20 protein-coding genes are annotated in these 23182 nt (G+C 53.7%); 14 read left to right on the top strand and 6 right to left on the bottom strand.

Annotated features, from left to right (window positions below; all coding sequences use genetic code 11):
* Nucleotides 1-75: 75 nt before the first annotated feature.
* Nucleotides 76-2313: a mechanosensitive channel protein gene (gene ybiO, locus GUC46_RS15820; protein WP_130714853.1), complete on the top strand. Its 2238-nt coding sequence runs from the start codon at nucleotides 76-78 to the stop codon at nucleotides 2311-2313.
* On the opposite strand, the gene rlmF is transcribed toward ybiO, so the two are convergent.
* Nucleotides 2310-3236, bottom strand: a complete 927-nt coding sequence (gene rlmF, locus GUC46_RS15825; RefSeq protein WP_003035241.1) for a 23S rRNA (adenine(1618)-N(6))-methyltransferase RlmF — start codon at nucleotides 3234-3236, stop codon at nucleotides 2310-2312. The genes ybiO and rlmF overlap by 4 nt on opposite strands.
* A 210-nt stretch (nucleotides 3237-3446) precedes the next feature.
* Between rlmF and mcbA the strand changes: the two genes are divergently transcribed.
* The 5 genes from mcbA (at nucleotide 3447) to ybiJ (ending at nucleotide 7913) form a co-directional block, all read left to right on the top strand.
* Complete coding sequence (gene mcbA, locus GUC46_RS15830; RefSeq protein WP_130714854.1) at nucleotides 3447-3707, top strand: DUF1471 family periplasmic protein McbA; 261 nt, start codon at nucleotides 3447-3449, stop codon at nucleotides 3705-3707.
* A gap of 293 nt (nucleotides 3708-4000) precedes the next feature.
* Nucleotides 4001-6286, top strand: a complete 2286-nt coding sequence (locus GUC46_RS15835) for a catecholate siderophore receptor Fiu (protein ID WP_088903361.1) — start codon at nucleotides 4001-4003, stop codon at nucleotides 6284-6286.
* Between the two features lie 43 nt (nucleotides 6287-6329).
* Nucleotides 6330-7007, top strand: a complete 678-nt coding sequence (gene ybiX, locus GUC46_RS15840; protein WP_049016245.1) for a PKHD-type hydroxylase YbiX — start codon at nucleotides 6330-6332, stop codon at nucleotides 7005-7007.
* 75 nt (nucleotides 7008-7082) lie between these two features.
* Complete coding sequence (locus tag GUC46_RS15845) at nucleotides 7083-7349, top strand: DksA/TraR family C4-type zinc finger protein (RefSeq protein WP_003035233.1); 267 nt, start codon at nucleotides 7083-7085, stop codon at nucleotides 7347-7349.
* A 303-nt stretch (nucleotides 7350-7652) separates the two neighbouring features.
* Entirely contained in the window at nucleotides 7653-7913 is a 261-nt protein-coding gene (gene ybiJ / locus GUC46_RS15850; protein ID WP_003035231.1) for a DUF1471 family protein YbiJ, read from the top strand.
* Nucleotides 7914-8011: 98 nt separating this feature from the next.
* Here the strand turns inward: ybiJ and GUC46_RS15855 are convergent, their stop codons facing one another.
* The 4 genes from GUC46_RS15855 to rhlE all read right to left on the bottom strand — a co-directional run bounded on the left by GUC46_RS15855 (nucleotide 8012) and on the right by rhlE (nucleotide 13851).
* Entirely contained in the window at nucleotides 8012-9097 is a 1086-nt protein-coding gene (locus GUC46_RS15855; protein ID WP_044701098.1) for a malate/lactate/ureidoglycolate dehydrogenase, read from the bottom strand.
* A 162-nt stretch (nucleotides 9098-9259) separates the two neighbouring features.
* Entirely contained in the window at nucleotides 9260-10228 is a 969-nt protein-coding gene (ybiB, locus tag GUC46_RS15860) for a DNA-binding protein YbiB (RefSeq protein WP_003035227.1), read from the bottom strand.
* 29 nt (nucleotides 10229-10257) lie between these two features.
* Nucleotides 10258-12408, bottom strand: coding sequence for an ATP-dependent DNA helicase DinG (gene dinG, locus GUC46_RS15865; protein WP_003035224.1), 2151 nt, complete (start codon nucleotides 12406-12408; stop codon nucleotides 10258-10260).
* 96 nt (nucleotides 12409-12504) lie between these two features.
* Nucleotides 12505-13851 (bottom strand): ATP-dependent RNA helicase RhlE, encoded by a 1347-nt coding sequence (gene rhlE / locus GUC46_RS15870; RefSeq protein WP_003035219.1) that lies wholly within the window; start codon nucleotides 13849-13851, stop codon nucleotides 12505-12507.
* Between the two features lie 221 nt (nucleotides 13852-14072).
* Between rhlE and cecR the strand changes: the two genes are divergently transcribed.
* The 5 genes from cecR to GUC46_RS15895 are packed head-to-tail and all read left to right on the top strand — an operon-like array spanning nucleotide 14073 to nucleotide 19714.
* The gene (gene cecR, locus GUC46_RS15875) at nucleotides 14073-14750 is read left to right on the top strand and encodes a transcriptional regulator CecR (protein WP_003035216.1); all 678 of its coding nucleotides are present in this window, start codon (nucleotides 14073-14075) and stop codon (nucleotides 14748-14750) included.
* Nucleotides 14747-15742 carry a secretion protein HlyD gene (gene hlyD / locus GUC46_RS15880; protein ID WP_032938552.1) on the top strand — a complete coding sequence of 332 codons (996 nt, stop codon included), beginning with the start codon at nucleotides 14747-14749 and terminating at the stop codon, nucleotides 15740-15742. The genes cecR and hlyD overlap by 4 nt, the downstream gene beginning before the upstream one ends.
* Nucleotides 15735-17471 (top strand): ATP-binding cassette domain-containing protein, encoded by a 1737-nt coding sequence (locus GUC46_RS15885; RefSeq protein ID WP_003845404.1) that lies wholly within the window; start codon nucleotides 15735-15737, stop codon nucleotides 17469-17471. Before hlyD ends, GUC46_RS15885 begins: the two co-directional genes overlap by 8 nt.
* Nucleotides 17464-18597, top strand: a complete 1134-nt coding sequence (locus GUC46_RS15890; protein ID WP_003035208.1) for an ABC transporter permease — start codon at nucleotides 17464-17466, stop codon at nucleotides 18595-18597. The genes GUC46_RS15885 and GUC46_RS15890 overlap by 8 nt, the downstream gene beginning before the upstream one ends.
* A gap of 10 nt (nucleotides 18598-18607) precedes the next feature.
* Entirely contained in the window at nucleotides 18608-19714 is a 1107-nt protein-coding gene (locus GUC46_RS15895) for an ABC transporter permease (RefSeq protein WP_003837035.1), read from the top strand.
* Here GUC46_RS15895 and GUC46_RS15900 read toward each other — a convergent pair.
* On the bottom strand, nucleotides 19676-20086 hold the full coding sequence (locus tag GUC46_RS15900) for a YbhQ family protein (RefSeq protein ID WP_003035203.1): 411 nt from the start codon (nucleotides 20084-20086) through the stop codon (nucleotides 19676-19678). The genes GUC46_RS15895 and GUC46_RS15900 overlap by 39 nt on opposite strands.
* A 131-nt stretch (nucleotides 20087-20217) precedes the next feature.
* Here GUC46_RS15900 and GUC46_RS15905 point away from each other — a divergent pair, with 131 nt between their 5' ends.
* From GUC46_RS15905 to GUC46_RS15915, 3 genes are read left to right on the top strand one after another with little or no spacing between them, the layout of a single operon-like run.
* Nucleotides 20218-20979 carry an endonuclease/exonuclease/phosphatase family protein gene (locus GUC46_RS15905; protein WP_003035201.1) on the top strand — a complete coding sequence of 254 codons (762 nt, stop codon included), beginning with the start codon at nucleotides 20218-20220 and terminating at the stop codon, nucleotides 20977-20979.
* Nucleotides 20976-22217 carry a cardiolipin synthase ClsB gene (gene clsB / locus GUC46_RS15910; protein ID WP_003845400.1) on the top strand — a complete coding sequence of 414 codons (1242 nt, stop codon included), beginning with the start codon at nucleotides 20976-20978 and terminating at the stop codon, nucleotides 22215-22217. Before GUC46_RS15905 ends, clsB begins: the two co-directional genes overlap by 4 nt.
* A complete protein-coding gene (locus GUC46_RS15915; RefSeq protein ID WP_057102170.1) occupies nucleotides 22217-23179 on the top strand; it encodes a YbhN family protein in 963 nt (320 codons plus the stop codon). The genes clsB and GUC46_RS15915 overlap by 1 nt, the downstream gene beginning before the upstream one ends.
* Nucleotides 23180-23182 lie beyond the last annotated feature (3 nt).

The following is a 23182-nucleotide window of genomic DNA, read 5'->3' on the forward strand; positions in this document are numbered from 1 at the left end:
TCCTCTCATTTCAATTCTCTCCCGCCCTGACATCTATACTTATCCTTTTGTATTTATTTTCTCATGGGAGGAGTCATGCGCGGGATCCTGTTCATTTTTGTTTGTCTGTTGAGTTTCCCGACTCAGGCGGTGACGATACCTGGCGTCACCACGCCAACATCAACCAACGCGCAAACCACAGCGGCGAAAGAGCCGGATATTGAACAGAAAAAAGCGGCTTACGGCGCACTGGCCGATGTGCTGGAAAATGACACCTCGCGGAAGGAGCTGATCGGTCAGTTACGCAAAGTGGCCACTGCCCCTCCTGCCGAGCCGGTGCCGACCATTGTCCCGCCCACGTTAACGGAAGAAAAAACGGTACTGGAAAACGTCACGGACGTCACCCGCCACTACGGTGAGGCGCTCTCCAGCCGCTTTGCCCAGCTTTATCGCAATATTACCGATGCCCCGCATAAGACCTTTAATCCGCAAACGTTCACCAATGCTCTGACGCATTTTTTAATGCTGGCAGTGTCAGTGTTCGGTTTTTTCTGGCTGGTTCGTCTGTGCGCGCTACCGTTGTATCGCAAAATGGGACAATGGGCACGACGCAAAAACCGCGAACGCAGCAACTGGCTTCAGCTTCCGGCGATGATCGTTGGCGCATTCGTTATCGATTTGCTTCTGCTGGCGCTGACATTATTTGTCGGGCAGATACTGAGCGACAAAATGAACGCTGGCAGTCGCACGATCGCCTTTCAGCAAAGCCTGTTTCTCAATGCCTTCGCCCTGATTGAATTCTTCAAGGCCATTTTGCGCCTGATATTTTGCCCAACGGTGGCCGAGCTGCGCCCGTTTAACATTCAGGATGCTGGCGCACGCTACTGGAATCGCCGTTTGAGTTCATTGAGCAGCCTGATTGGCTACGGGCTTATCGTTGCCGTACCCATTATCTCGAATCAGGTCAATGTGCAGGTCGGCGCGATGGCCAACGTCATCATCATGTTATGTATCACGCTATGGGCGCTGTACCTGATTTTCAGAAACAAGAAAGAGATAACGCAGCATTTGCTGAATCTGGCGGAAAGATCCCTCGCTTTTTTCAGTCTGTTTATTCGTGCTTTTGCGTTGGTATGGCATTGGCTGGCCAGCGCCTATTTCATTGTGCTGTTTTTCTTTTCGCTGTTTGATCCGGGCAACAGCCTGAAATTCATGATGGGCGCTACGCTGCGCAGCCTGGTAATCATTGGAATTGCCGCCTTTGTTTCCGGCATGTTTTCCCGCTGGATAGCCAAAACTATTACCCTTTCGCCACACACCCAGCGCAGCTATCCGGAACTACAAAAGCGGCTGAATGGCTGGCTATCGACAGCGTTAAGCGTAGCCAGGATCCTGACGGTGTGCGTTGCGGTGATGCTGCTACTGAATGCCTGGGGGCTGTTCGACTTCTGGAACTGGCTGCATTACGGCGCAGGAGAAAAAACAGTGGATATCCTGATCCGTATCGCGCTGATTTTATTCTTCTCCGCCATCGGCTGGACAATCCTTGCCAGCCTGATTGAAAATCGTCTGGCTTCCGATATTCATGGTCGCCCGTTACCCAGCGCGCGTACCCGCACCCTGCTGACACTGTTTCGTAACGCACTGGCGGTGATTATCAGCACGATCACCATCATGATTGTGTTGTCGGAAATCGGCGTCAATATCGCCCCCTTACTGGCCGGTGCCGGGGCGCTGGGGCTGGCTATCTCTTTCGGCTCGCAAACGCTGGTAAAAGATATTATTACCGGGATTTTTATTCAGTTTGAAAATGGCATGAACACCGGCGACCTGGTGACCATCGGTCCACTCACCGGTACGGTTGAACGGATGTCCATCCGTTCTGTGGGCGTGCGTCAGGACACCGGGGCGTACCATATCATTCCCTGGTCATCGATAACGACCTTCGCCAACTTTGTGCGTGGCATTGGCTCAGTCGTCGCCAATTACGACGTAGACCGCCATGAGGATGCGGATAAAGCGAATCAAGCGTTGAAAGATGCGGTTGCTGCGGTGATGGAAAAAGATGATATTCGCGGGCTGATTATTGGCGAGCCGTCGTTTGCCGGGATTGTAGGATTAACCAATACAGCATTCACACTACGGGTCTCGTTTACCACCTTGCCGCTGAAGCAGTGGACGGTACGTTTTGCGCTCGACAGCCAGGTGAAGAAATACTTCGATCTGGCCAACATACGCGCCCCGGTACAGACCTATCAAGTGTTGCCTGCACCAGGGAATGGCCCAACATCTGCGGCAAGCGAACCGCTGCCGCCAACCGAGCCAACGCTTTAGCGTTTACGCGCCATAAAACGACGACGCTGATCGTTATCCATAAAGGTCCAGGCAATAAAGCGACTCTGCTTTTGCCCCTGGGCCATCTCTTTCTTGACCACTTTCACCGCGCCCGCATCCGTTAATGCGTGGTACAGCGGAGGCAAGTTCTCGCCGCGAGAAACCAGCGTGGTAAACCACATAACCTGACGGCCAAAAGCCTGGCTTTCGACGATCATTTTTTTGATGAACGCTACTTCGCCGCCTTCACACCACAGCTCCTGCTGTTGTCCGCCAAAGTTCAGCGCATCATCTTTATCTTGCCCCAGATTACGACGTTTACGCTCGCTTCCTGCGCGGGCTGAGGCCGCAGAATCATGGAATGGCGGGTTACACAATGTGGCTTCATACTGCTCATTTTTGTGAATGATACCGTTGAAGATTGCCGAAGCATCTTTCTGACGACGCAGACGAATAGCACGGGTTAACCCCGGATTGCCGTTTATGATCGCCTGAGCGCTGTTAAACGCTTCGCTACTGCTCTCACTGCCCGTGAATCGCCAGCCGTATTCATGCACGCCGATCAGCGGATAAATACAGTTTGCCCCTACGCCTATGTCCAGGATGCTCGCATTTGCCGGAATGGTTCCGCTGGTTTCCCCCAACAGGTCGGCCAGGTGGTGAATGTAGTCAGCACGACCAGGCACCGGCGGGCACAGAAAACCGTCCGGAATATCCCAGTTTTTCACCGCATAAAAATGCGCCAGCAGTGCTTTATTGAGCGCCTTTACTGCCTGCGGATTGGCGAAATCAACACTCTGCTCCCCGCCGGGCGTGAGGGTGAGAAATTGCGTCAGCTCTGGGGTAACCTGGCATAAAGTCGCAAGATCATAACGGCCATTGTGGCGGTTGCGTGGGTGTAATCCCGGTTTCTGGGCGGACATAGCATTCTCCTTTTAACAGCGGCGTAAGATACCCGCATAACGCCACGCGGTAAACACACACAACAAGGAAATTTGATTTTTTACGCCTGTTTGACGCTTTGCTTATTGTTCGAAAAACAGACAGTTCATCACCAGTTTTTTGCGGTAAATGTCATCCGCTGACGACCTAAACTTATCAGGCACACCTGTTGTTTTTCAGAGGATATCACCATGAAGAAATGCCTCACATTACTTGCCGCTACCGTACTTACCGGCATGACATTTGTCTCCTTTGCTGCACAGCCATACACCAGCCCAGCTACCGGTCAGCTACAAGCTTCCGGCACAGTATCTGCTACCGGTGCAACTAACCTGAGCGATCTCGAAGACAAGCTGGCAGAGAAAGCGAAAGAGCAAGGGGCAAAAGGCTTTGTCGTTAATTCTGCTGGCGGTAAAAATCAGATGTACGGCACCGCAACTATCTATAAATAACTCCCCTTCCTTAGCCTAACTGCATTCATCCCGAATGCAGTTATGTGCGCGCTGTTCGCTTCATTGCAGCTCAATTTGTAATCAATGTGTTGGCATTTTGAATCCAATGTAAATAAATGTATTTATTTTTGAATTAATGAATGTTAAAACGTCGCACTGATTAGAAATGATTATTAAAATCATTATCAATTACACGTTCATTTTCGCGAGACCTGCAGGGTACAACATCCACAGAGATGTCCCTTCGCGTGAGTGAAACCGTCTACTCAAAAAATAATAAGTCATTAATTAAAATGGATAAAAATCGCAACTTGCCGTCCAGTAGTTTTCATTCACTGACTTTTTTTGCCGGTCTGTGCATTGGCCTGTCTCCGGTAGCCCAGGCTGTCGCAGCAGGCGATCAGGATAAAAAACAAGAAGATACGTTGGTCGTTGAAGCGGCCAAACCTTCGCTGTACGCCCCAACACAGTCTGCCGACCCTAAATTCTCCCGCCCGGTGGCGGATACCACCCGCACCATGACGGTGATTTCTGAGCAGGTGATTAAGGATCAAGGCGCAACAAATTTGACCGATGCGCTGAAAAACGTACCGGGCGTTGGCGCGTTTTTCGCTGGCGAAAACGGCAACTCCACTACCGGTGATGCGGTTTATATGCGTGGCGCGGATACTTCGAACAGTATTTATATCGACGGTGTTCGTGATATCGGCAGCGTCACGCGCGATACCTTCAATACCGAACAGGTCGAAGTGATTAAAGGTCCTTCCGGTACCGACTATGGACGTAGCGCACCGACTGGCTCTATCAATATGATCAGCAAACAGCCGCGTACCGACTCAGGAATCGATGCGTCGGCCAGCGTCGGTAGCGCCTGGTTCCGCCGTGGTACACTGGACATTAACCAGGTTATCGGCGAGACCACCGCCGCACGTTTAAACCTGATGGGTGAAAAAACACATGATGCCGGTCGCGATAATGTTAAGAATGAACGTTACGGCGTGGCCCCCTCACTTGCTTTTGGCTTAGGCACCGAGAACCGACTGTATCTGAACTATCTGCACGTTACTCAACACAACACACCGGATGGAGGCATTCCCACCATCGGCCTGCCGGGTTACTCCGCGCCTTCCGCAGGGACGTCTGCACTGAATCATTCAGGAAAAGTTGATACGCATAACTTCTACGGCACCAACTCGGATTACGACGATTCGACGACCGATACCGCGACGATGCGTTTTGAACATGACCTGAGCGACAGCACAACGATTCGCAACACCACCCGCTGGTCGCGCATTAAACAGGATTATCTGATGACGGCGGTGATGGGCGGTGCGTCTAATATTACGCAACCCACCAGCAGCGTCGACACCTGGACATGGTCACGCCTGGCAAATACCAAAGATGTCAGTAACAAAATCCTGACCAACCAGACCAACCTGACCTCAAAGTTTTACACGGGATCCATCGGTCACGACATCAGCACCGGCGTGGAGTTGACGCGCGAAACACAAACCAACTATGGCGTAGCCCCGATTACCCCGCCGCCGGTTAATATTTATCATCCCAACAGCGACGTGAATATCGGCGGATTATCGCGTAACGGCGCCAACGCTAACGGGCAAACCGATACCTTTGGCGTATACGCTTTTGATACGCTACAAATTACCCGTGAGTTTGAGCTGAACGGTGGTATTCGCCTCGACAATTACCGCACTGAATATGACAGCGCCACCGCTTGCGGCGCTTCTGGCCGTGGTGCAGTGGCATGTCCGACAGGCGTCGCCAAAGGTTCCCCGGTCACCACTGTGGATACTGCCAAATCAGGCAATCTGGTGAACTGGAAAGCGGGCGCGCTGTATCACCTGACCGATAACGGCAATGTCTACATTAACTATGCCGTTTCTCAGCAACCGCCGGGCGGCAGCAACTTTGCCCTTGCTCAGGGCGGAAGCGGTAACAGCGCAAACCGTACCGACTTCAAACCGCAGAAAGCGAAAACCAGCGAGATTGGCACCAAATGGGAGGTGCTGGATAAGCGCCTGCTGTTAACCGCCGCAATTTTCCGCACGGATATTGAGAATGAGGTTGAGCAGAACGACGACGGAACCTGGTCCCAGTACGGGGAGAAACGCGTTGAAGGCTACGAGCTCTCGGTAGCAGGCAACATCACCCCCGCATGGCAGATTATTGGGGGTTACACCCAGCAACGCGCAACCATCCACAGCGGTAAAAATGTTGCTCAGGATGGCTCCTCATCCCTGCCGTATACACCGGAACATGCGTTCACGCTGTGGAGCCAGTATCAGGCAACCGACGATGTTTCCGTTGGCGCGGGCGCACGCTACGTGGGCAGTATGCATCGCGGTTCGGACGGCGCCGTGGGTACGCCATCCTACACTGAAGGTTACTGGGTCGCAGACGCCAAACTGGGCTATCGCGTGAATCGCAATCTCGATTTCCAGCTAAACGTCTATAACCTGTTCGACACCGATTATGTATCCTCCATAAACAAGAGTGGGTACCGTTATCATCCAGGCGAGCCAAGAACCTTCCTGCTCACCGCCAATATGCATTTCTGATCCATCGCGTGGGGCGAAAGCCCCACTTTCAGGAGAAACACTGATGATGTACCACATTCCCGGCATTCTGTCGGCGCAGGATGTCGCCTGGTTTCGCGAACAACTGGACGCTGCCGACTGGGTTGATGGCCGCGCAACCACCGGCGCTCAGGGGGCGCAGGTTAAAAACAACCAGCAGGTGAATACGCAAAGTGAACGCTACGACGTTTTACAACAGGCGGTACAGACTGCGGTAAATAACAGCGCGCTTTTCTTCGCCGCGGCACTACCGAAAACGCTCTCCACACCGCTGTTTAATCGCTACCAGGACAACGAGACCTACGGTTTTCACGTTGACGGTGCGGTGCGTAGCCATCCGGAGAACGGCTGGATGCGCACAGACCTTTCCGCAACCTTATTCCTGAGTAATCCGGATGATTATGAAGGCGGAGAGCTGCTGGTTAATGACACCTACGGCCAGCATGCGGTGAAGCTTCCGGCAGGCGATCTGGTGCTTTACCCTTCCAGCAGCCTGCACTGCGTCACGCCAGTAACCCATGGCGTTCGTGTGGCGTCCTTTATGTGGATCCAGTCGATGATCCGTGACGACAAAAATCGCGCCATGCTTTTTGAACTGGATAAAAACATTCAGTCCCTGAAGGCACGTCATGGAGAGAGCAACGAGATCCTGTCATTACTCAATCTCTACCATAACCTGCTGCGCGAATGGTCTGAAATCTGATACTGCTGGCGCATGGTCGTTTTTCAGCCATCATCTTCGCTATACTTAGTCTGTAGACATCTGCAGGAGGTACACATGGCATCCGGATGGGCAAATGACGACGCTGTAAACGAACAGATCAACAATACTATTGAAGATGCTGTTGCCCGTGCCCGCGGTGAGTTACCGACGGGGGAAAGTCTGTATGAATGCGAAGAATGTGGCAATCCTATCCCTCAGGCCAGACGTGAGGCCGTACCTGGGGTACGCTTGTGCATCACTTGCCAACAGGATAAAGATTCACATAGCGCGGCATTTTCAGGATATAATCGCAGAGGTTCGAAAGATAGCCAGCTACGTTGACTCATCTTTACCAAAAGTTTCAGCGCATACGATTTCCTTTACGAGCACGCTTTTTCGCACTCTGTGTGGCAAAATGTGCCGTTGTTGGTTTCTCTGTAAAGCGCAATGACAAGAACTGTAAATCCCTCGCCTGAATTTATTAATATTCAATAAGTTATTTGTCATTCAATTTTTTTGATTGATGTCGTCAATTCTATTCGATTTTCTCTCACCAAAAAAAACGTGATACTTATCACATCGACGGAACAACGTCTTCTTAAAGAACACTGACTACTAACAGAACAACCCTGCGAGAGATTAATCATGAAAAATATCAAATTTGCTGTTGCTGCCATCGCCCTGTCTACCCTGTCATTTGGCGTTTTCGCTGCCGAGCCGGTTTCCTCCACTCAGGCACAAAGCATGAATAAAATTGGAGTAGTTTCTGCTGATGGCGCCACCACACTGGATGGCCTGGAAGCCAAACTGGCTGAGAAAGCAGCTGCTGCTGGCGCAACTGGTTACAGCATCACTTCCGCTGTCGGTAAAGACAAAATGAGCGGCACCGCGGTTATCTATAAATAACCGAAAGATTACCTGTACGACCCAATGCTCCAACCCTCATTGACCCTGTTTGTTACCCTTTGTTTGCCCGTCCGCCACTGGACGGGCTTTTTTTTTGCTTAGTGTTCAAGTCGTTGACGGAATTCCTGCAATACGGCGTCCGGCATGCCTATTTGCAGCGCCGCCTCGCAAATCGCCTGCCAGCTTCCTGCATCCAGCGGAATACCGTGTTCCAGCCGTTCCTCGCGAGTATTCACTTCCCACTCACCTGGCAACAGGATCGGGGCATCTTCAGCATGCGGGGACGCTTTCACCCACTCAGCAAATGCTGCGACCTGGTTGTCGCAGTCCGGCGCGCCGAACAGTTCCGGATTCATAATAATAGTGGTCATACAGTTGATGATGGCGTCCGGGCTGGTCTGCAGGCTCTCTTCATGTGTGGTTTTACCCCCTGAAAGCGCACCACCCATAATTTCGCACATCGCCGCCAGCGCATACCCCTTGTGCTCGGCAAAGGTTAGCAACGATCCCAGCGGAGAAACCTGCATTACCGCAGGATCGGTTGTAGGCATCCCCTCCACATCAATCAGACATCCAGGAGCTACCGGCTCGCCCTTATGCCATGCCACACGGGTTTTGCCAAACGCGATGGCACTGGTTGCATAGTCGAGCAATAGCGGGAAGGTATTTTTACGCGGAAAAACAACGCAGAAGGGGTTAGTGCCAAAACGACTATCGCGGCCATGAAACGGTGCAACCATCGGGATCCCGACCACACTCACAAAATGCACTGAGACAAAACCTGCAGCCGCGCATTGCTCCGCCCAGTAGCCAATACGTCCGATATGATGCGAATTATGTAATGCCACGGCGGCGATACCGTGCTGACGAGCTTTTTCAATCCCCAGCGTGATGGCTTCGTGAGCCGCCACCTGACCAAAGGCACAATCGCCATCAAGCGTAATCACCACCCCCGCATCTTTTACCACTTTGGCATGACGGTTGATTTGCAAATGCCCCAGCGAGAATGAACGAATATAGCTTGGGATCATACCGATGCCGTGGGAGTCGTGACCGGCGAGGTTAGAGGCTATCAGATGATCGGCCACCAGCCGCGCCTCCTGATCATTGCTTCCCATCTGGTGAAAAACGGCCTGGATAAAGGCGTGCAGCGTTGGCACATGGAAGCGATGTCCACTGTTCATTGTTATCTCCTGTTGTGTCGCGTGTTTGTTGTGTTTCTTATTTTTCAACAAACTATGCTGCGCCACGGCGCTCAGGAGGTCAATAAACGTGCAGAAATTTCACGTTGCCGAAAAGAGAAAACCGACAGACCAGGTAAAAGGCCCGTCGGGATAACAAATAAATCAGAAACTTTGCTCGACGCGGGCAAGTCCTTCGGCCAGCGAGGCGGATTCACCGGTTGCCACCAGGCAGCAGGCCATCTGAATTTTCAACGATGCCGGGACCGGCTCACTGCCAGCCAGACAACGCTCAATCCAGCGCGCGGTGGTTTCCGGATCTTTTGCCACCGGCAGCGGTACTGGTTCGTCAGGCATCTCGCTCTGTCGGTCCTGTAACACTCGCACACCGGATGAATCTATCAGGCTTATCTGCGGGCAGCGCTGCGGGTTGGCATACACTTCGCCCTCGGTACCATGCATCAACAGGCCGCGCCCACCGATATCGCCGAAGAACTTCGCCACACGCGAGACGTATTCCGGGTGGGACACGCTGGAAAGACGCAGCGCCGCATCTTCAGCAAACGGCGTGGCTAATTTAGCCAGCGTGTGCGCACTGTTACGCACGCCCATGCGCCAGCGCATCGCCAGCTGTTTCTCCAGCGGAGGGCACAGCGCGCTCACCGGGATAAACACCGGCTGATGACCATCCAGCTTTGCCTGCGCCTGCCCGGCATGCAGCGTTGGCGTAATCCCCATCAGTTCAAAAATGGTTTCTGTCAGCACGCGGGTTGGATCCTCGCTGACGCCGTGCACTACTACCGGGAAACCGAGCTTATGCAGTAAAATCGCCAGCAGCGGCGTCAAATTCGCCTGCTTGCGTGCACCATTGTAGCTGGGAATGACAATCGGCATGGGTTTGGCTACTGGCGGAGTCAGGCGAATGGTGTGGTTTTGCATCGCTTCGTAAAAGCCCAGCATCTCCGCTTCGCCTTCGCCTTTAATACGTAGCGCAATCAGCACCCCGCCCATCTCAAGGTCAGGTACGTCGCCGTTCATCATATGGGTATACAGTCCGCGAGCAGTATCCTTGTCCAGGTCACGCGCGTGATTTTTTCCTCGCCCAATCTCTTTAATGATTTTGCGGTAATCCATCGATAACTCCTTGCCTGTTGCTCGCATCGTTAACGCCGACGGCGGCGCGTGGGTTTCGCTTTTTCTTTTGGTTTTACTATAACGTCTGGCACAGCAGGTTGCTCTATCGGAAATATGGGTAACGCGTTCAGTAAACGCTTGCCATAGTTTTTGGTCAATAAACGTTTGTCATAAATAACCACTTCTCCCCAGCAGCCATGGCTACGGATGAGTCGCCCAACCTGCTGGATCAAATTGAACGACGCCGCGGGCAGGCTCTGCACCTCGAAGGGGTAGCGGTTCAGGCTTTTCAACCACTCGCCCTCGGTGATCACCACCGGGCTGTCGATCGGTGGAAAAGCAATTTTGTGAATATGCACCTGGGTCAGCAGGTCGCCTTTCAAGTCCAGACCTTCAGCGAAAGATTGCAGCCCAACCAGCACGCTGCGCTCGCCGTTGGTCACCCGTTTGCGGTGCAACTCTACCAGTCGATAGCGCGGCTGATCGCCCTGCACCAACAACAGCAGGCGCAGATCGGTAACATGCTCAAGAAAACGCTGCATCGCCCGACCGCTGGCAAAGAGTACCAGCATCCCCTGATGCTTTTTACTTTCCAGCTGTTCGCGGAAATAGGCGGCCATTTCCGCGATATGTTGCTCTTCGTTATCAATTAACGGTTCGTAGCGCATCTGCGGAATGACGATTTTGCCCTGTTCAACGTGATTAAACGGTGAATCCAGCGCGACAAACCGATCCCCTGCTTTTTCCTTCAGACCACTCATCTCCTGCAAACGCGAGAAGCTGTTGAGCGAGCGCAGCGTTGCGGAAGTGACAATAATATGCGGGACGCTACGCCACAGCAGTCGTTCGAGCTGATCGCTCACACGGATCCCCACGCAGTGGAACCAGACGTGGATCTGTCCGTCACGCACCTCGCGCGTCGCCCATTTACTCACCGGCGCGCCTGACGACTGCGCGAGTGATGCCAGCCGCCACAGTTTGCTTTGCGCCTCAAACATGCCCAGCGCCCGGTTCATCTGCAAAATAACCCGATGCAGACGCACAATATCGTGAGTGCCGGTTTTTTCGCTGAGATCGTTGAGGAACAGTTCCGCCAGCCCGCGCAGCATTTCCGTAAGCTTTGCCAGACGCTGACAAATCTCCATCACTTCTGCAGGCAGTTCGCCCATCGCAAAGCGGTGTTCCGCCTCCTGAGTAGCAGGCATATACAGATTAAGAATGTTATTGAGTGATGAAATCAGTTCATACAGCTCTTCACAGTGACCGTTCAGACGCTCGGCATTCGCCAGCGGTGGCGTGGTTTTCGGGCGAAACTGTTCCAGACAGGTCGCCACTAATTTGCAAAACAGATCCAACTGGAGCCGATACCAGGGGGCGCTGATTTCCGCGCTCATCTCCAGCGCATCGCGCGCGACATCCGGCAAATGGTGGCCTTCATCAAGTACCAGCAACAGGTTTTTCGGCTCCGGCAAAACGGCTTCGCTTTCCATCGCCGCCATCACCAGCGCATGATTAGCCACCACCACTTCAGCTTCCTGAATCTCCCGGCGGGCGACAAAAAAAGGGCATTCACGATAGTAGTGACAGTTGCGATTCAGACAGCTAGCTTTATCGGTGCTCAGACGCTGCCAGAGTCCGTCGTCAATGGCGATATCGGTGTGATCGCGCAGCCCGTCCCACTTGTAGCTGTCGAGATCGCCTTTTAACCTGGCGCAACGCTTTTGTTCTTCCTGGTTGTTGGGCGTCAGGTCATCGTCGAGAAAAGCCAGCAGATCCTGCTGATTGGGTTCAGTACTGGCCAGCGCCGCTAAGTTACGCGGGCAGACATAGCGTCCGCGACCAAACGCGGCGGTAAAACGCAGGTCGGGGATAATTTTGCGCAGCAGCGGTAAATCTTTGCTGTAGATCTGATCCTGCAAAGCGACGTTGGCGGTGCTGACCACCAGCGTTTTTTGCTCTTCACGCGCGATGGCAATACCGGGAATCAGATACGACAGGGTTTTCCCCACTCCTGTCGGCGCTTCAATCGCCAGATGCCGCCCTTCTTCACCTGCCAGCGTTTTCGCGACGTCAGCAATCATCTGCCGCTGCGGCGCACGGGGGATAAAGTCGGGGATCTGTTCCTGAAGCGCCTTATACCAGGCGGCGATTTGCGCTTTTAACGCAGCCGTAAGTGCCATGAGAAAACCTGAAATACTGTATAAACAGCCACTATTGTGGCACTTTCTATCCCGTGTCGCAAAAAGAAAAGCCCGACCTTTCGGCCGGGCTCGCAATTACTGTGCTGAGGACGGTTTGCGCGGACGGCGCGGCGGACGAGGCTTATCGCCTGCCGGTTTGCCTTCGCCATTACGCGGCTTCGCTTTTGGCGCACCGCCATCCTGACGACGCGGCTGCTGGCCACGCCCTGCTCCGCCCTGCCCGCGACCACCACCGCCGCCACGCTGCTGGCGACCATTCTGGATCGGCTCAGCTTTAATGGAGGGATCTGGCTCATAGCCTGGCGTTGCAATACGCGGGATCTCTTTTTTCAGCAGCTTCTCGATGTCACGCAACAACTTGTGTTCATCGACGCACACCAGAGACAACGCTTCGCCGGTAGCAGCGGCACGCCCGGTACGACCAATACGGTGCACATAATCTTCTGGGACGTTTGGCAGCTCGTAGTTCACCACGTGCGGTAACTCTTCAATGTCCAGACCACGCGCGGCAATATCGGTCGCTACCAGCACGCGTATATCACCGGATTTAAAATCAGCCAGCGCACGTGTACGTGCCCCCTGAGATTTATTACCGTGGATTGCCGCACTGCGGATGCCGTCTTTATTCAGCTGTTCTGCCAGATGGTTCGCGCCATGTTTGGTACGGGTAAACACCAGCACCTGCTGCCAGTTGCCCTGACCAATCATCTGTGACAACAGTTCACGTTTACGTTTTTTATCGACGAAATGAACATGCTGAGTTACCTGCTCGGACGCGGTATTACGACGCGCCACTTCGATTTCCAGCGGGTTATGCAGCAGTTTTTCGGCCAGCGACTTAATGTCATCAGAGAACGTTGCCGAGAACAGCAGGTTCTGACGTTTTGCCGGCAGTTTTGCCAGAACGCGACGAATATCGTGAATAAAGCCCATATCCAGCATGCGGTCAGCTTCATCCAGTACCAGGATCTCCACCTGATCCAGTTTTACCGCATTCTGATGCTCCAGATCGAGCAAACGACCCGGGGTGGCAATCAGTACATCCACACCGCCACGCAGTTTCATCATCTGCGGGTTAATGCTGACGCCGCCGAAGACCACCAGCGAGCGAATATTCAGATACTTACTGTAATCACGTACGTTTTCGCCAATCTGGGCCGCCAGTTCACGGGTTGGCGTGAGGATCAGCGCACGAACCGGACGACGGCTTTTACCATGCGGCTGATTGGTGATCAGGTGCTGCAACAGCGGCAGGGTAAAACCTGCCGTTTTCCCCGTACCGGTCTGGGCGCTGGCCATCAGATCGCGGCCTTCCAGCACGGCAGGAATAGCCTGCTGCTGAATAGGGGTAGGTTCACGGTAACCCTGCTCGGCAACGGCACGTAAAATTTCAGGGTTTAAACCAAGGGAATCAAAAGACATAACAACTCCGAACCGCCCTGACCGTTACCGGTGTCGTTTTCAGGGAGATACATACAATAGAGATGACAAAAACCACAATGTCATGAAGGGGCGGAGTGTAGCAGTTTTTGTGATGTGCCGCATAAATTATCCCTTCACTGGAAAATAACCGTCCGGACTGGACAAGGCTGCACATCAGTCATAATCTTAATCAATCGATTGATTAAGATCAGAGTCGTGCCATGAATACACCCACCATGACAACCAAAGGTGAACAGGCGAAGAACCAGCTCATTGCCGCCGCATTGGCGCAATTCGGCGAGTATGGTCTGCACGCCACGACGCGCGATATCGCTGCACAGGCCGGGCAAAACATTGCGGCTATCACCTACTATTTTGGCTCAAAAGAGGATTTATATCTCGCCTGCGCCCAGTGGATTGCAGATTTTATCGGCTCACAGTTTCGTCCGCACGCTGAAGAGGCCGAGCGTTTATTCGCTCAGCCAGAACCGGATCGTGGCGCGATGCGTGAACTGATCCTGCGCGCCTGCAAAAATATGATCATGCTGTTAACCCAGGACGACACCGTTAACCTGAGTAAATTTATCTCGCGTGAACAGCTTTCCCCCACGGCGGCTTATCAACTGGTGCACGACCAGGTTATCAATCCGCTGCATACACACCTGACGCGCCTGATTGCCGCCTATACCGGCGGCGATGCCAACGATACCCAAATGATTCTGCATACCCACGCCATACTCGGCGAGGTGCTGGCTTTTCGTCTGGGGAAAGAAACCATTCTGTTGCGTACGGGCTGGTCACAATTTGATGAGGATAAAACCGCGCTGATTGACCAAACGATCACCTGTCACATCGATCTTATTCTGCAAGGTTTAACGCAAAGGAGTCTGGAGTCATGAAAAAACCTGTCGTTCTCGGGCTGGTTATCGCGGCCCTCGTTGCCGTGATTGCCGGTGGAACGTGGTGGTATCAGAGTCGGCAAGATAACAGCCTGACGCTATACGGCAATGTCGATATCCGTAGCGTCAACCTGAGTTTTCGCGTCGGCGGCAGACTGGCCTCGCTGGCGGTTGATGAAGGCGATGCGATTACCGCCGGTCAGGTGCTGGGTAAACTGGACCGCGCACCGTATGAAAACGCATTGATGCAGGCAAAAGCCAACGTTGCCGCCGCGCAGGCGCAATACGATCTGATGCTGGCAGGGTATCGCGAAGAAGAGATCGCGCAAACCGCGGCGGCAGTCAAACAGGCGCAGGCCGCCTATGATTACGCGCAGAATTTTTACAATCGGCAGGTAGGATTGTGGAAAAGCCGTACCATTTCTGCCAACGATCTGGAAAATGCGCGTTCATCTCGCGATCAGGCGTTAGCTTCATTGAAATCCGCACAGGATAAACTCACGCAATATCGCAGCGGTAATCGTGTGCAGGACATCGAACAGGCAAAAGCCACGCTCGAACAAGCTCAGGCAGAGCTGGCACAGGCAGAGCTTAATTTGCATGATACCACGCTGACCTCGCCATCTGACGGCACGCTTCTCACCCGCGCGGTTGAACCCGGCAGCATGCTGAACGAAGGGAGCACGGTACTGACGCTGTCGCTCACGCGTCCGGTATGGGTCCGCGCCTACGTTGACGAACGCAATCTGAGCCAGGCGCAGCCAGGACGTGAGATCCTGCTCTATACCGACGGTCGCCCGGACAAACCGTATCACGGCAAAATCGGCTTTGTGTCACCAACCGCCGAATTTACGCCGAAAACGGTCGAGACTCCTGATCTGCGCACCGATCTGGTGTATCGCCTGCGAATTGTCGTAACCGACGCGGACGATGCGCTGCGCCAGGGAATGCCGGTAACGATAAAATTTGGCGATGAGGCACGGCATGAATGACGCCGTCATTACGCTTAAAGGGCTGACGAAAAACTTTGCTGGAATGGAAAAACCGGCCGTCGCCCCGCTCGACTGTATCGTGCATGCGGGCTACGTGACCGGGCTTGTCGGGCCGGACGGTGCGGGCAAAACCACGTTGATGCGCATGCTGGCGGGATTATTAAAACCTGATGCCGGAAGTGCTGCGGTAATTGGTTTTGACCCCATCAAAGACGACAGCGCGCTGCACGCGGTGCTGGGCTATATGCCGCAGAAATTTGGTCTGTATGAAGATTTGACCGTCATGGAGAACCTCAATCTCTATGCCGATTTGCGCAGCGTCACCGGTGAGGCGCGAGAAAAAACCTTTGCCCGACTACTGGAGTTTACCTCGCTGGGGCCATTTACCGGACGACTGGCCGGCAAACTTTCCGGCGGCATGAAGCAGAAGCTCGGGCTAGCCTGTACGCTGGTCGGCGAACCCAAAGTGTTGCTGCTGGATGAGCCAGGTGTGGGTGTGGACCCAATTTCCCGCCGCGAACTGTGGCAAATGGTCCACGAACTGGCCGGAGACGGCATGCTGATCCTCTGGAGTACGTCGTATCTGGATGAAGCAGAGCAATGCCGTGATGTGCTGCTGATGAACGAAGGCGAATTGTTATACCAGGGCGATCCTACTCAGCTTACGCAAACCATGGCTGGTCGCAGCTTCCTGATGAGCAGTCCACAGGAAAATAACCGCCGACTGCTGCAACGCGCGTTAAAACTACCGCTGGTCAGCGACGGAATGATTCAGGGGAAATCCGTCCGTTTAATCCTGAAAAAAGAGGCGACAGCTCAGCAGATCCAAAACGCTGACGGCATGCCGCAGATAACCATCAATGAAACTGCACCCCGCTTCGAAGATGCCTTTATCGATTTACTCGGCGGAGCCGGAACATCGGAATCCCCGCTGGGCGCTATCCTGCATACCGTAGAAGGCACGCCTGGCGAAACGGTGATCGAAGCCAAAGCGCTGACCAAGAAGTTTGGCGATTTTGCCGCGACCGACCACGTAGACTTTTCCGTACAGCGCGGCGAGATTTTTGGTCTGCTAGGACCCAACGGTGCCGGCAAATCCACCACCTTTAAAATGATGTGCGGCCTGCTGGTCCCCACCTCCGGTAAAGCGCTGGTGCTGGATATGGACCTGAAAGTCAGCTCCGGCAAAGCGCGTCAGCATCTGGGCTATATGGCGCAGAAATTCTCCCTGTACGGTAACCTGACGGTTGAACAAAATCTGCGCTTTTTCTCCGGCGTCTACGGCCTGCGTGGTCGGGCGCAGAAGGAGAAAATCGATCGAATGAGCGAGGCATTTGGCCTGAAGAGTATCGCTTCCCACGCCACCGACGAACTGCCGCTGGGGTTTAAGCAGCGTCTGGCGCTGGCCTGCTCGCTGATGCATGAACCCGACATTCTGTTCCTTGATGAACCCACTTCCGGGGTCGATCCCCTCACCCGTCGTGAGTTCTGGTTGCATATCAACAGCATGGTGGAAAAAGGCGTCACGGTGATGGTGACCACCCACTTTATGGACGAGGCGGAATACTGCGATCGCATCGGGTTGGTGTATCGCGGCAAACTGATTGCCAGCGGAACACCGGACGACCTGAAAGCTCAGGCTGCCGACAGCGACACTCCGGACCCGACCATGGAGCAGGCGTTCATTACGCTAATCAATGACTGGGATAAGGAGCATACACATGAGTAACTCCGCTCTCTCCTGGCGTCGCGTACGTGCGCTGTGCGTGAAAGAGACGCGCCAGATCGTTCGCGATCCCAGCAGTTGGCTGATTGCGGTGGTGATCCCGCTGCTGCTGCTGTTTATCTTCGGCTACGGGATAAACCTCGACTCCAGCAAGCTTCGGGTCGGGATTTTGCTCGAACAGCAAAGCGAAGAGGCGCTGGATTTTACCCATACTATGACCGGTTCGCCGTATATTGACGCCACCATCAGCGATAACCGGCAGGAATTGATTGAAAAAATGCAGGCCGGGCGCATTCGTGGGCTGGTGGTGATCCCTGTGGATTTTGCCCAGCAGATGGCGCGACCTAATGACGTGGCACCGATCCAGGTGATCACCGATGGCAGCGAACCCAATACCGCCAACTTTGTGCAGGGTTATGTCGAAGGCATCTGGCAGATTTGGCAGCAACAGCGGGCGGAAGATCGTGGGGAATCGTTCGAGCCTTTGATCGACGTGCAAACACGCTACTGGTTTAACCCGGCGGCCATCAGCCAGCACTTTATTATTCCCGGGGCGGTAACCATCATCATGACGGTGATTGGCGCGATCCTCACCTCATTAGTGGTGGCGCGCGAATGGGAACGCGGAACCATGGAGGCACTGCTTTCTACCGAAGTTACCCGCGTCGAATTACTGCTGTGTAAACTGATCCCCTATTATTTCCTCGGCATGCTGGCGATGCTGTTGTGTATGCTGGTGTCGGTATTTATTCTTGGCGTGCCCTATCGCGGCTCGTTGCTGATCCTGTTTTTCATTACCAGCCTGTTTCTGCTCAGTACGCTTGGCATGGGGTTGCTTATTTCCACCATCACCCGCAACCAGTTTAACGCCGCGCAGGTCGCGCTGAACGCCGCTTTCCTGCCCTCGATTATGCTGTCAGGTTTTATCTTCCAGATAGACAGCATGCCCGCGATTATCCGGGCGGTAACCTACATTATTCCGGCTCGTTATTTCGTCAGTACCCTGCAAAGCCTGTTTCTGGCGGGAAATATTCCGGTGGTGCTGATTATTAACGTGCTGTTTTTAATCGCTTCGGCGGTGATGTTTATTGGCCTGACGTGGCTTAAAACCAAACGTCGGCTGGATTAAGGGGACGGGCATGTTTCATCGCTTATGGACATTAATTCGCAAAGAGCTGCAATCGCTATTACGCGAACCGCAGACGCGAGCCATTCTGATTTTACCGGTGCTGATTCAGGTGATCCTGTTCCCGTTCGCGGCAACGCTGGAAGTCACCAACGCCACGATCGCTATCTATAACGAAGACAACGGTAAACATTCGGTTGAGCTTACCCAGCGCTTCGCCCGCGCCAGCGCTTTTACGCATGTTCTGCTGCTGAAAAGCCCGCAGGAGATTAAGCCTACCATCGATACGCAAAAAGCCCTGCTGCTGGTGCGCTTCCCGGCCAATTTTTCGCGCAACCTGGACACCTTCCAGCAGGCCCCCATGCAGATTATCCTCGACGGGCGTAACTCCAACAGCGCGCAAATTGCCGCCAATTACCTGCAGCAAATCGTTAAGACGTATCAGCAGGAGCTGATGGACGGCAAGCCGAAACCAAACAACAGCGAGCTGGTCGTGCGTAACTGGTACAACCCGAATCTGGATTATAAATGGTTCGTGGTGCCGTCGCTGATCGCCATGATCACCACTATCGGCGTAATGATCGTCACCTCGCTTTCGGTTGCTCGCGAGCGCGAGCAAGGTACGCTGGATCAGCTGCTGGTCTCCCCACTTACCACCTGGCAGATTTTCATCGGTAAAGCTGTGCCCGCGCTGATTGTGGCTACTTTTCAGGCCACCATTGTGCTGGCAATTGGTATCTGGGCTTATGACATTCCATTTGCCGGTTCACTGGGGTTGTTTTATTTCACAATGGTAATTTACGGGCTGTCGCTGGTCGGCTTTGGTCTGCTGATTTCATCGCTGTGCGCCACCCAGCAGCAAGCGTTTATCGGCGTGTTTGTGTTTATGATGCCGGCGATTTTACTCTCGGGCTACGTCTCACCGGTCGAAAACATGCCGGTCTGGTTGCAGAATCTGACGTGGATAAACCCAATCCGCCATTTTACGGACATCACGAAACAGATTTACCTGAAGGATGCGAGTCTGCAGATTGTCTGGGGAAGTTTGTGGCCGCTGTTGGTGATAGCGGCCACAACCGGCTCAGCGGCGTATGCGATGTTTCGACGTAAGGTGATGTAGCTTTTTGTCTTTCGCCAGCAACGAGACCACGGCGGGTCCGGCCAGGATCACCAGACCCGCCAGTGCCAGCAAGACGTTGTTTTGCAGCACGCGCGACAGCAACCACAGCACGATCATTGCGGCACCGAAATACCACGTGGTAGTCAGCTCTTCCAGCACATCAGCGACATCACGCCAGCGTTGTTCATGGTGACGTTGCAAGGCCAGCATTAATAAAACCGTTACGCCGTAAACGACGCATAATCCCAGGCCGACGCGCACCAGCGTGCCGCTCATCCAGCCCATTACCAGCAACGCCACTACCAGTAAATGCAACACAATCTGCCAGCAACTTAGACCCGTTGCGACACGAACACGTTGTTGCCACCTCATGGCTTTTCTCCTGAAGGATTTTCAACTAATTGTTCAGAGTACCGGACTTTACGGAAAATTCCGCAACACTGCATCTTTTTGTGACGATGACTACACTATTTTATTTAGGAAGTGACGCCAACGGGAGGCTCATGAGCGGATCGGGAGTTCAATTTTCATTCAATGTGCTCACCATTAATACTCACAAAGGGTTCACCGCCTTCAACCGGCGTTTTATTTTACCTGAGCTAAGGGAGGCCGTCAGAACGGTCGGTGCAGACATTGTATGCCTGCAGGAAGTGATGGGTGCGCACGAAGCTCATTCGCTGCACATTGAGAACTGGCCGGATACCAGCCACTACGAATTTCTGGCGGACACGATGTGGAGCGACTTCGCCTACGGGCGTAACGCCGTGTACCCGCAGGGACATCACGGTAATGCTGTGCTGTCGCGGTATCCCATTGAGCATTATGAAAATCGTGATGTTTCGGTCGGCGCGAGTGAAAAGCGCGGAGTCCTTTACTGCCGAATCGTACCGCCAATGCTCTCCCACCCCATCCATGTGATGTGTGTGCACCTCGGCCTGCGTGAAGCTCACCGCCAGGCTCAGCTCGCGATGCTGGCAGACTGGGTTAACGCCCTGCCCGACGCGGAGCCGGTGGTGATTGCCGGGGATTTTAACGACTGGCGGCAAACGGCCAATCGCCCGTTGAAAGCCAAAGCTGGCCTTGACGAGATTTTTACCCGCGCCCACGGCCGCCCGGCGCGAACATTTCCGGTGCAGTTTCCCCTGCTGCGTCTGGACAGGATCTATGTGAAAAACGCGAATGCCAGTACCCCAACGACGCTGGCGCTGCGTCACTGGCGACATTTGTCCGATCATGCCCCTCTGAGTGCGGAGATTCATTTATGAAATATGGCTGGCGTGAAGGCAATCAAATTCAACTGCTGGAAAACGGCGATCAATTCTACCCCGCCGTCTTTGACGCCATTGAACAGGCACAGCAAAAAATAATCCTCGAGACCTTTATCTGGTTTGAAGATGCGGTAGGAAAACAGCTGCATGCCGCGTTGCTCGAAGCCGCCCGGCGAGGAATCAAAGCAGAGGTGCTGCTGGATGGCTACGGCTCGCCGGATCTTAGCGACAGTTTTGTCGAAGAGCTCACCGTAGCCGGCGTTGTTTTCCGCTACTACGATCCGCGTCCGCGTCTGTTCGGGATGCGCACTAATCTCTTTCGCCGTATGCATCGCAAAATTGTGGTCATTGATGATCGTGTTGCCTTTGTTGGCGGCATCAATTACTCCGCTGAACACATGTCTGATTACGGTCCGGAGGCCAAGCAGGATTACGCCGTGCGCGTTGAAGGTCCAGTCGTTGCTGACATTCTGAAATTCGTGCTGGAAAACTTGCCCGGACAGAGCGCTGTACGACGCTGGTGGCGACGTCATCACCGGGCAATCGACAATCATCGACCCGGCGAAGCGCAGGCGCTGTTTGTCTGGCGCGATAACGAAGAACATCGTGATGATATTGAACGCCACTATCTGAAAATGCTGACCCAGGCACGGCGGGAAGTGATCATCGCCAATGCCTACTTCTTTCCCGGCTATCGCTTTCTGCATGCCATGCGTAAAGCGGCCCGACGGGGCGTGCGGGTAAAACTCATCGTGCAAGGTGAACCGGATATGCCGATTGTGAAAGTGGGCGCCCGCCTGCTGTACAACTATCTGGTAAAAGGCGGCGTCCATGTCTATGAATACCGCCGTAAACCTCTGCATGGCAAAGTGGCGCTGATGGACGATCACTGGGCGACGGTGGGTTCCAGCAATCTTGATCCACTGAGCCTGTCACTGAATCTGGAGGCAAATCTGATTATTCATGACCGCACGTTTAATCAGACCCTGCGTGACAACCTGAATCCTATTATTGCGCAGGACTGCAAGCGGGTTGATGAATCCATGCTGCCAAAACGCACCTGGTGGAACCTGACCAAGAGCGTACTGGCCTTCCACTTTTTACGCCACTTCCCGGCGCTGGTCGGCTGGCTGCCGGCGCATACCCCGCATCTGGCCGAGGTAGAGCCGCCCGCGCAGCCTGCTCTGGAAACTCAAGACCGTATACAAACTGAGGATGCAGGAGGGAAAACCTGATGGCAAAAAGCCACCGACGCTGGCGGTTAGCGAAAAAGATCCTCACATGGCTGTTTTTTATTGCGGTGATCGTGCTGCTGGTTGTTTATGCCAGCAAGGTCAACTGGCAGGAAGTGTGGACGGTAATTCGCGATTACAATCGGATCGCCCTGCTCAGCGCCGTGGGGTTGGTGATCGTCAGTTATTTACTTTACGGCTGTTATGATCTGCTCGGGCGCTACTACTGCGGCCACAAACTGGCAAAACGCCAGGTCATGCTGGTGTCATTTATCTGTTACGCCTTCAACCTGACGTTGAGCACCTGGGTGGGTGGTATTGGGATGCGTTATCGCCTTTACTCGCGCCTCGGATTGCCGGGGGGCACAATAACGCGGATTTTTTCGCTGAGTATTACCACTAACTGGCTGGGCTATATTCTGCTGGGCGGTTTTATATTTACCTTCGGCGTCGTCGAACTGCCCGCACACTGGTATATCGATGAAGGCACATTGCGCATCTTAGGCATTGCGCTGCTGCTGATTATTGTTGTTTATCTGTGGTTTTGCGCCTTCGCTAAACATCGTCAGATCACCATCAAGGGCCAAAAACTGGTGCTGCCCTCCTGGAAATTTGCCCTCGCGCAAATGACGATATCCAGTGCGAACTGGATGGTAATGGGGGCGATTATCTGGCTGTTGCTCGGTCAGAATATCGATTATTTCTTCGTGCTGGGCGTGCTGCTGGTGAGCAGTATTGCCGGCGTAATCGTGCATATTCCGGCGGGGATCGGCGTGCTGGAAGCGGTGTTTATGGCGCTGCTGGCAGGAGAGGACACGTCTCAGGGAACGATCATTGCTGCCCTACTCGCGTATCGCGTGTTGTACTATTTTATTCCGCTGCTGCTGGCACTGGTGTGTTATTTGCTGCTGGAGAGTCGGGCAAAAAAGTTGCGGGTAAAAAACGAGAAGGCGATGGCGAAATGATGG

It is taken from the genome of Citrobacter sp. LUTT5, assembly GCF_009905315.1.
Lineage (GTDB): Bacteria > Pseudomonadota > Gammaproteobacteria > Enterobacterales > Enterobacteriaceae > Citrobacter > Citrobacter freundii.

Coding starts and splice junctions, on each gene's coding strand:
- ybiO (WP_130714853.1), top strand. CDS start 76: ATGCGCGGGATCCTGTTCATTTTTGTTTGTCTGTTGAGTTTCCCGACT.
- rlmF (WP_003035241.1), bottom strand. CDS start 3,236: ATGTCCGCCCAGAAACCGGGATTACACCCACGCAACCGCCACAATGGC.
- mcbA (WP_130714854.1), top strand. CDS start 3,447: ATGAAGAAATGCCTCACATTACTTGCCGCTACCGTACTTACCGGCATG.
- GUC46_RS15835 (WP_088903361.1), top strand. CDS start 4,001: ATGGATAAAAATCGCAACTTGCCGTCCAGTAGTTTTCATTCACTGACT.
- ybiX (WP_049016245.1), top strand. CDS start 6,330: ATGATGTACCACATTCCCGGCATTCTGTCGGCGCAGGATGTCGCCTGG.
- GUC46_RS15845 (WP_003035233.1), top strand. CDS start 7,083: ATGGCATCCGGATGGGCAAATGACGACGCTGTAAACGAACAGATCAAC.
- ybiJ (WP_003035231.1), top strand. CDS start 7,653: ATGAAAAATATCAAATTTGCTGTTGCTGCCATCGCCCTGTCTACCCTG.
- GUC46_RS15855 (WP_044701098.1), bottom strand. CDS start 9,097: ATGAACAGTGGACATCGCTTCCATGTGCCAACGCTGCACGCCTTTATC.
- ybiB (WP_003035227.1), bottom strand. CDS start 10,228: ATGGATTACCGCAAAATCATTAAAGAGATTGGGCGAGGAAAAAATCAC.
- dinG (WP_003035224.1), bottom strand. CDS start 12,408: ATGGCACTTACGGCTGCGTTAAAAGCGCAAATCGCCGCCTGGTATAAG.
- rhlE (WP_003035219.1), bottom strand. CDS start 13,851: ATGTCTTTTGATTCCCTTGGTTTAAACCCTGAAATTTTACGTGCCGTT.
- cecR (WP_003035216.1), top strand. CDS start 14,073: ATGAATACACCCACCATGACAACCAAAGGTGAACAGGCGAAGAACCAG.
- hlyD (WP_032938552.1), top strand. CDS start 14,747: ATGAAAAAACCTGTCGTTCTCGGGCTGGTTATCGCGGCCCTCGTTGCC.
- GUC46_RS15885 (WP_003845404.1), top strand. CDS start 15,735: ATGAATGACGCCGTCATTACGCTTAAAGGGCTGACGAAAAACTTTGCT.
- GUC46_RS15890 (WP_003035208.1), top strand. CDS start 17,464: ATGAGTAACTCCGCTCTCTCCTGGCGTCGCGTACGTGCGCTGTGCGTG.
- GUC46_RS15895 (WP_003837035.1), top strand. CDS start 18,608: ATGTTTCATCGCTTATGGACATTAATTCGCAAAGAGCTGCAATCGCTA.
- GUC46_RS15900 (WP_003035203.1), bottom strand. CDS start 20,086: ATGAGGTGGCAACAACGTGTTCGTGTCGCAACGGGTCTAAGTTGCTGG.
- GUC46_RS15905 (WP_003035201.1), top strand. CDS start 20,218: ATGAGCGGATCGGGAGTTCAATTTTCATTCAATGTGCTCACCATTAAT.
- clsB (WP_003845400.1), top strand. CDS start 20,976: ATGAAATATGGCTGGCGTGAAGGCAATCAAATTCAACTGCTGGAAAAC.
- GUC46_RS15915 (WP_057102170.1), top strand. CDS start 22,217: ATGGCAAAAAGCCACCGACGCTGGCGGTTAGCGAAAAAGATCCTCACA.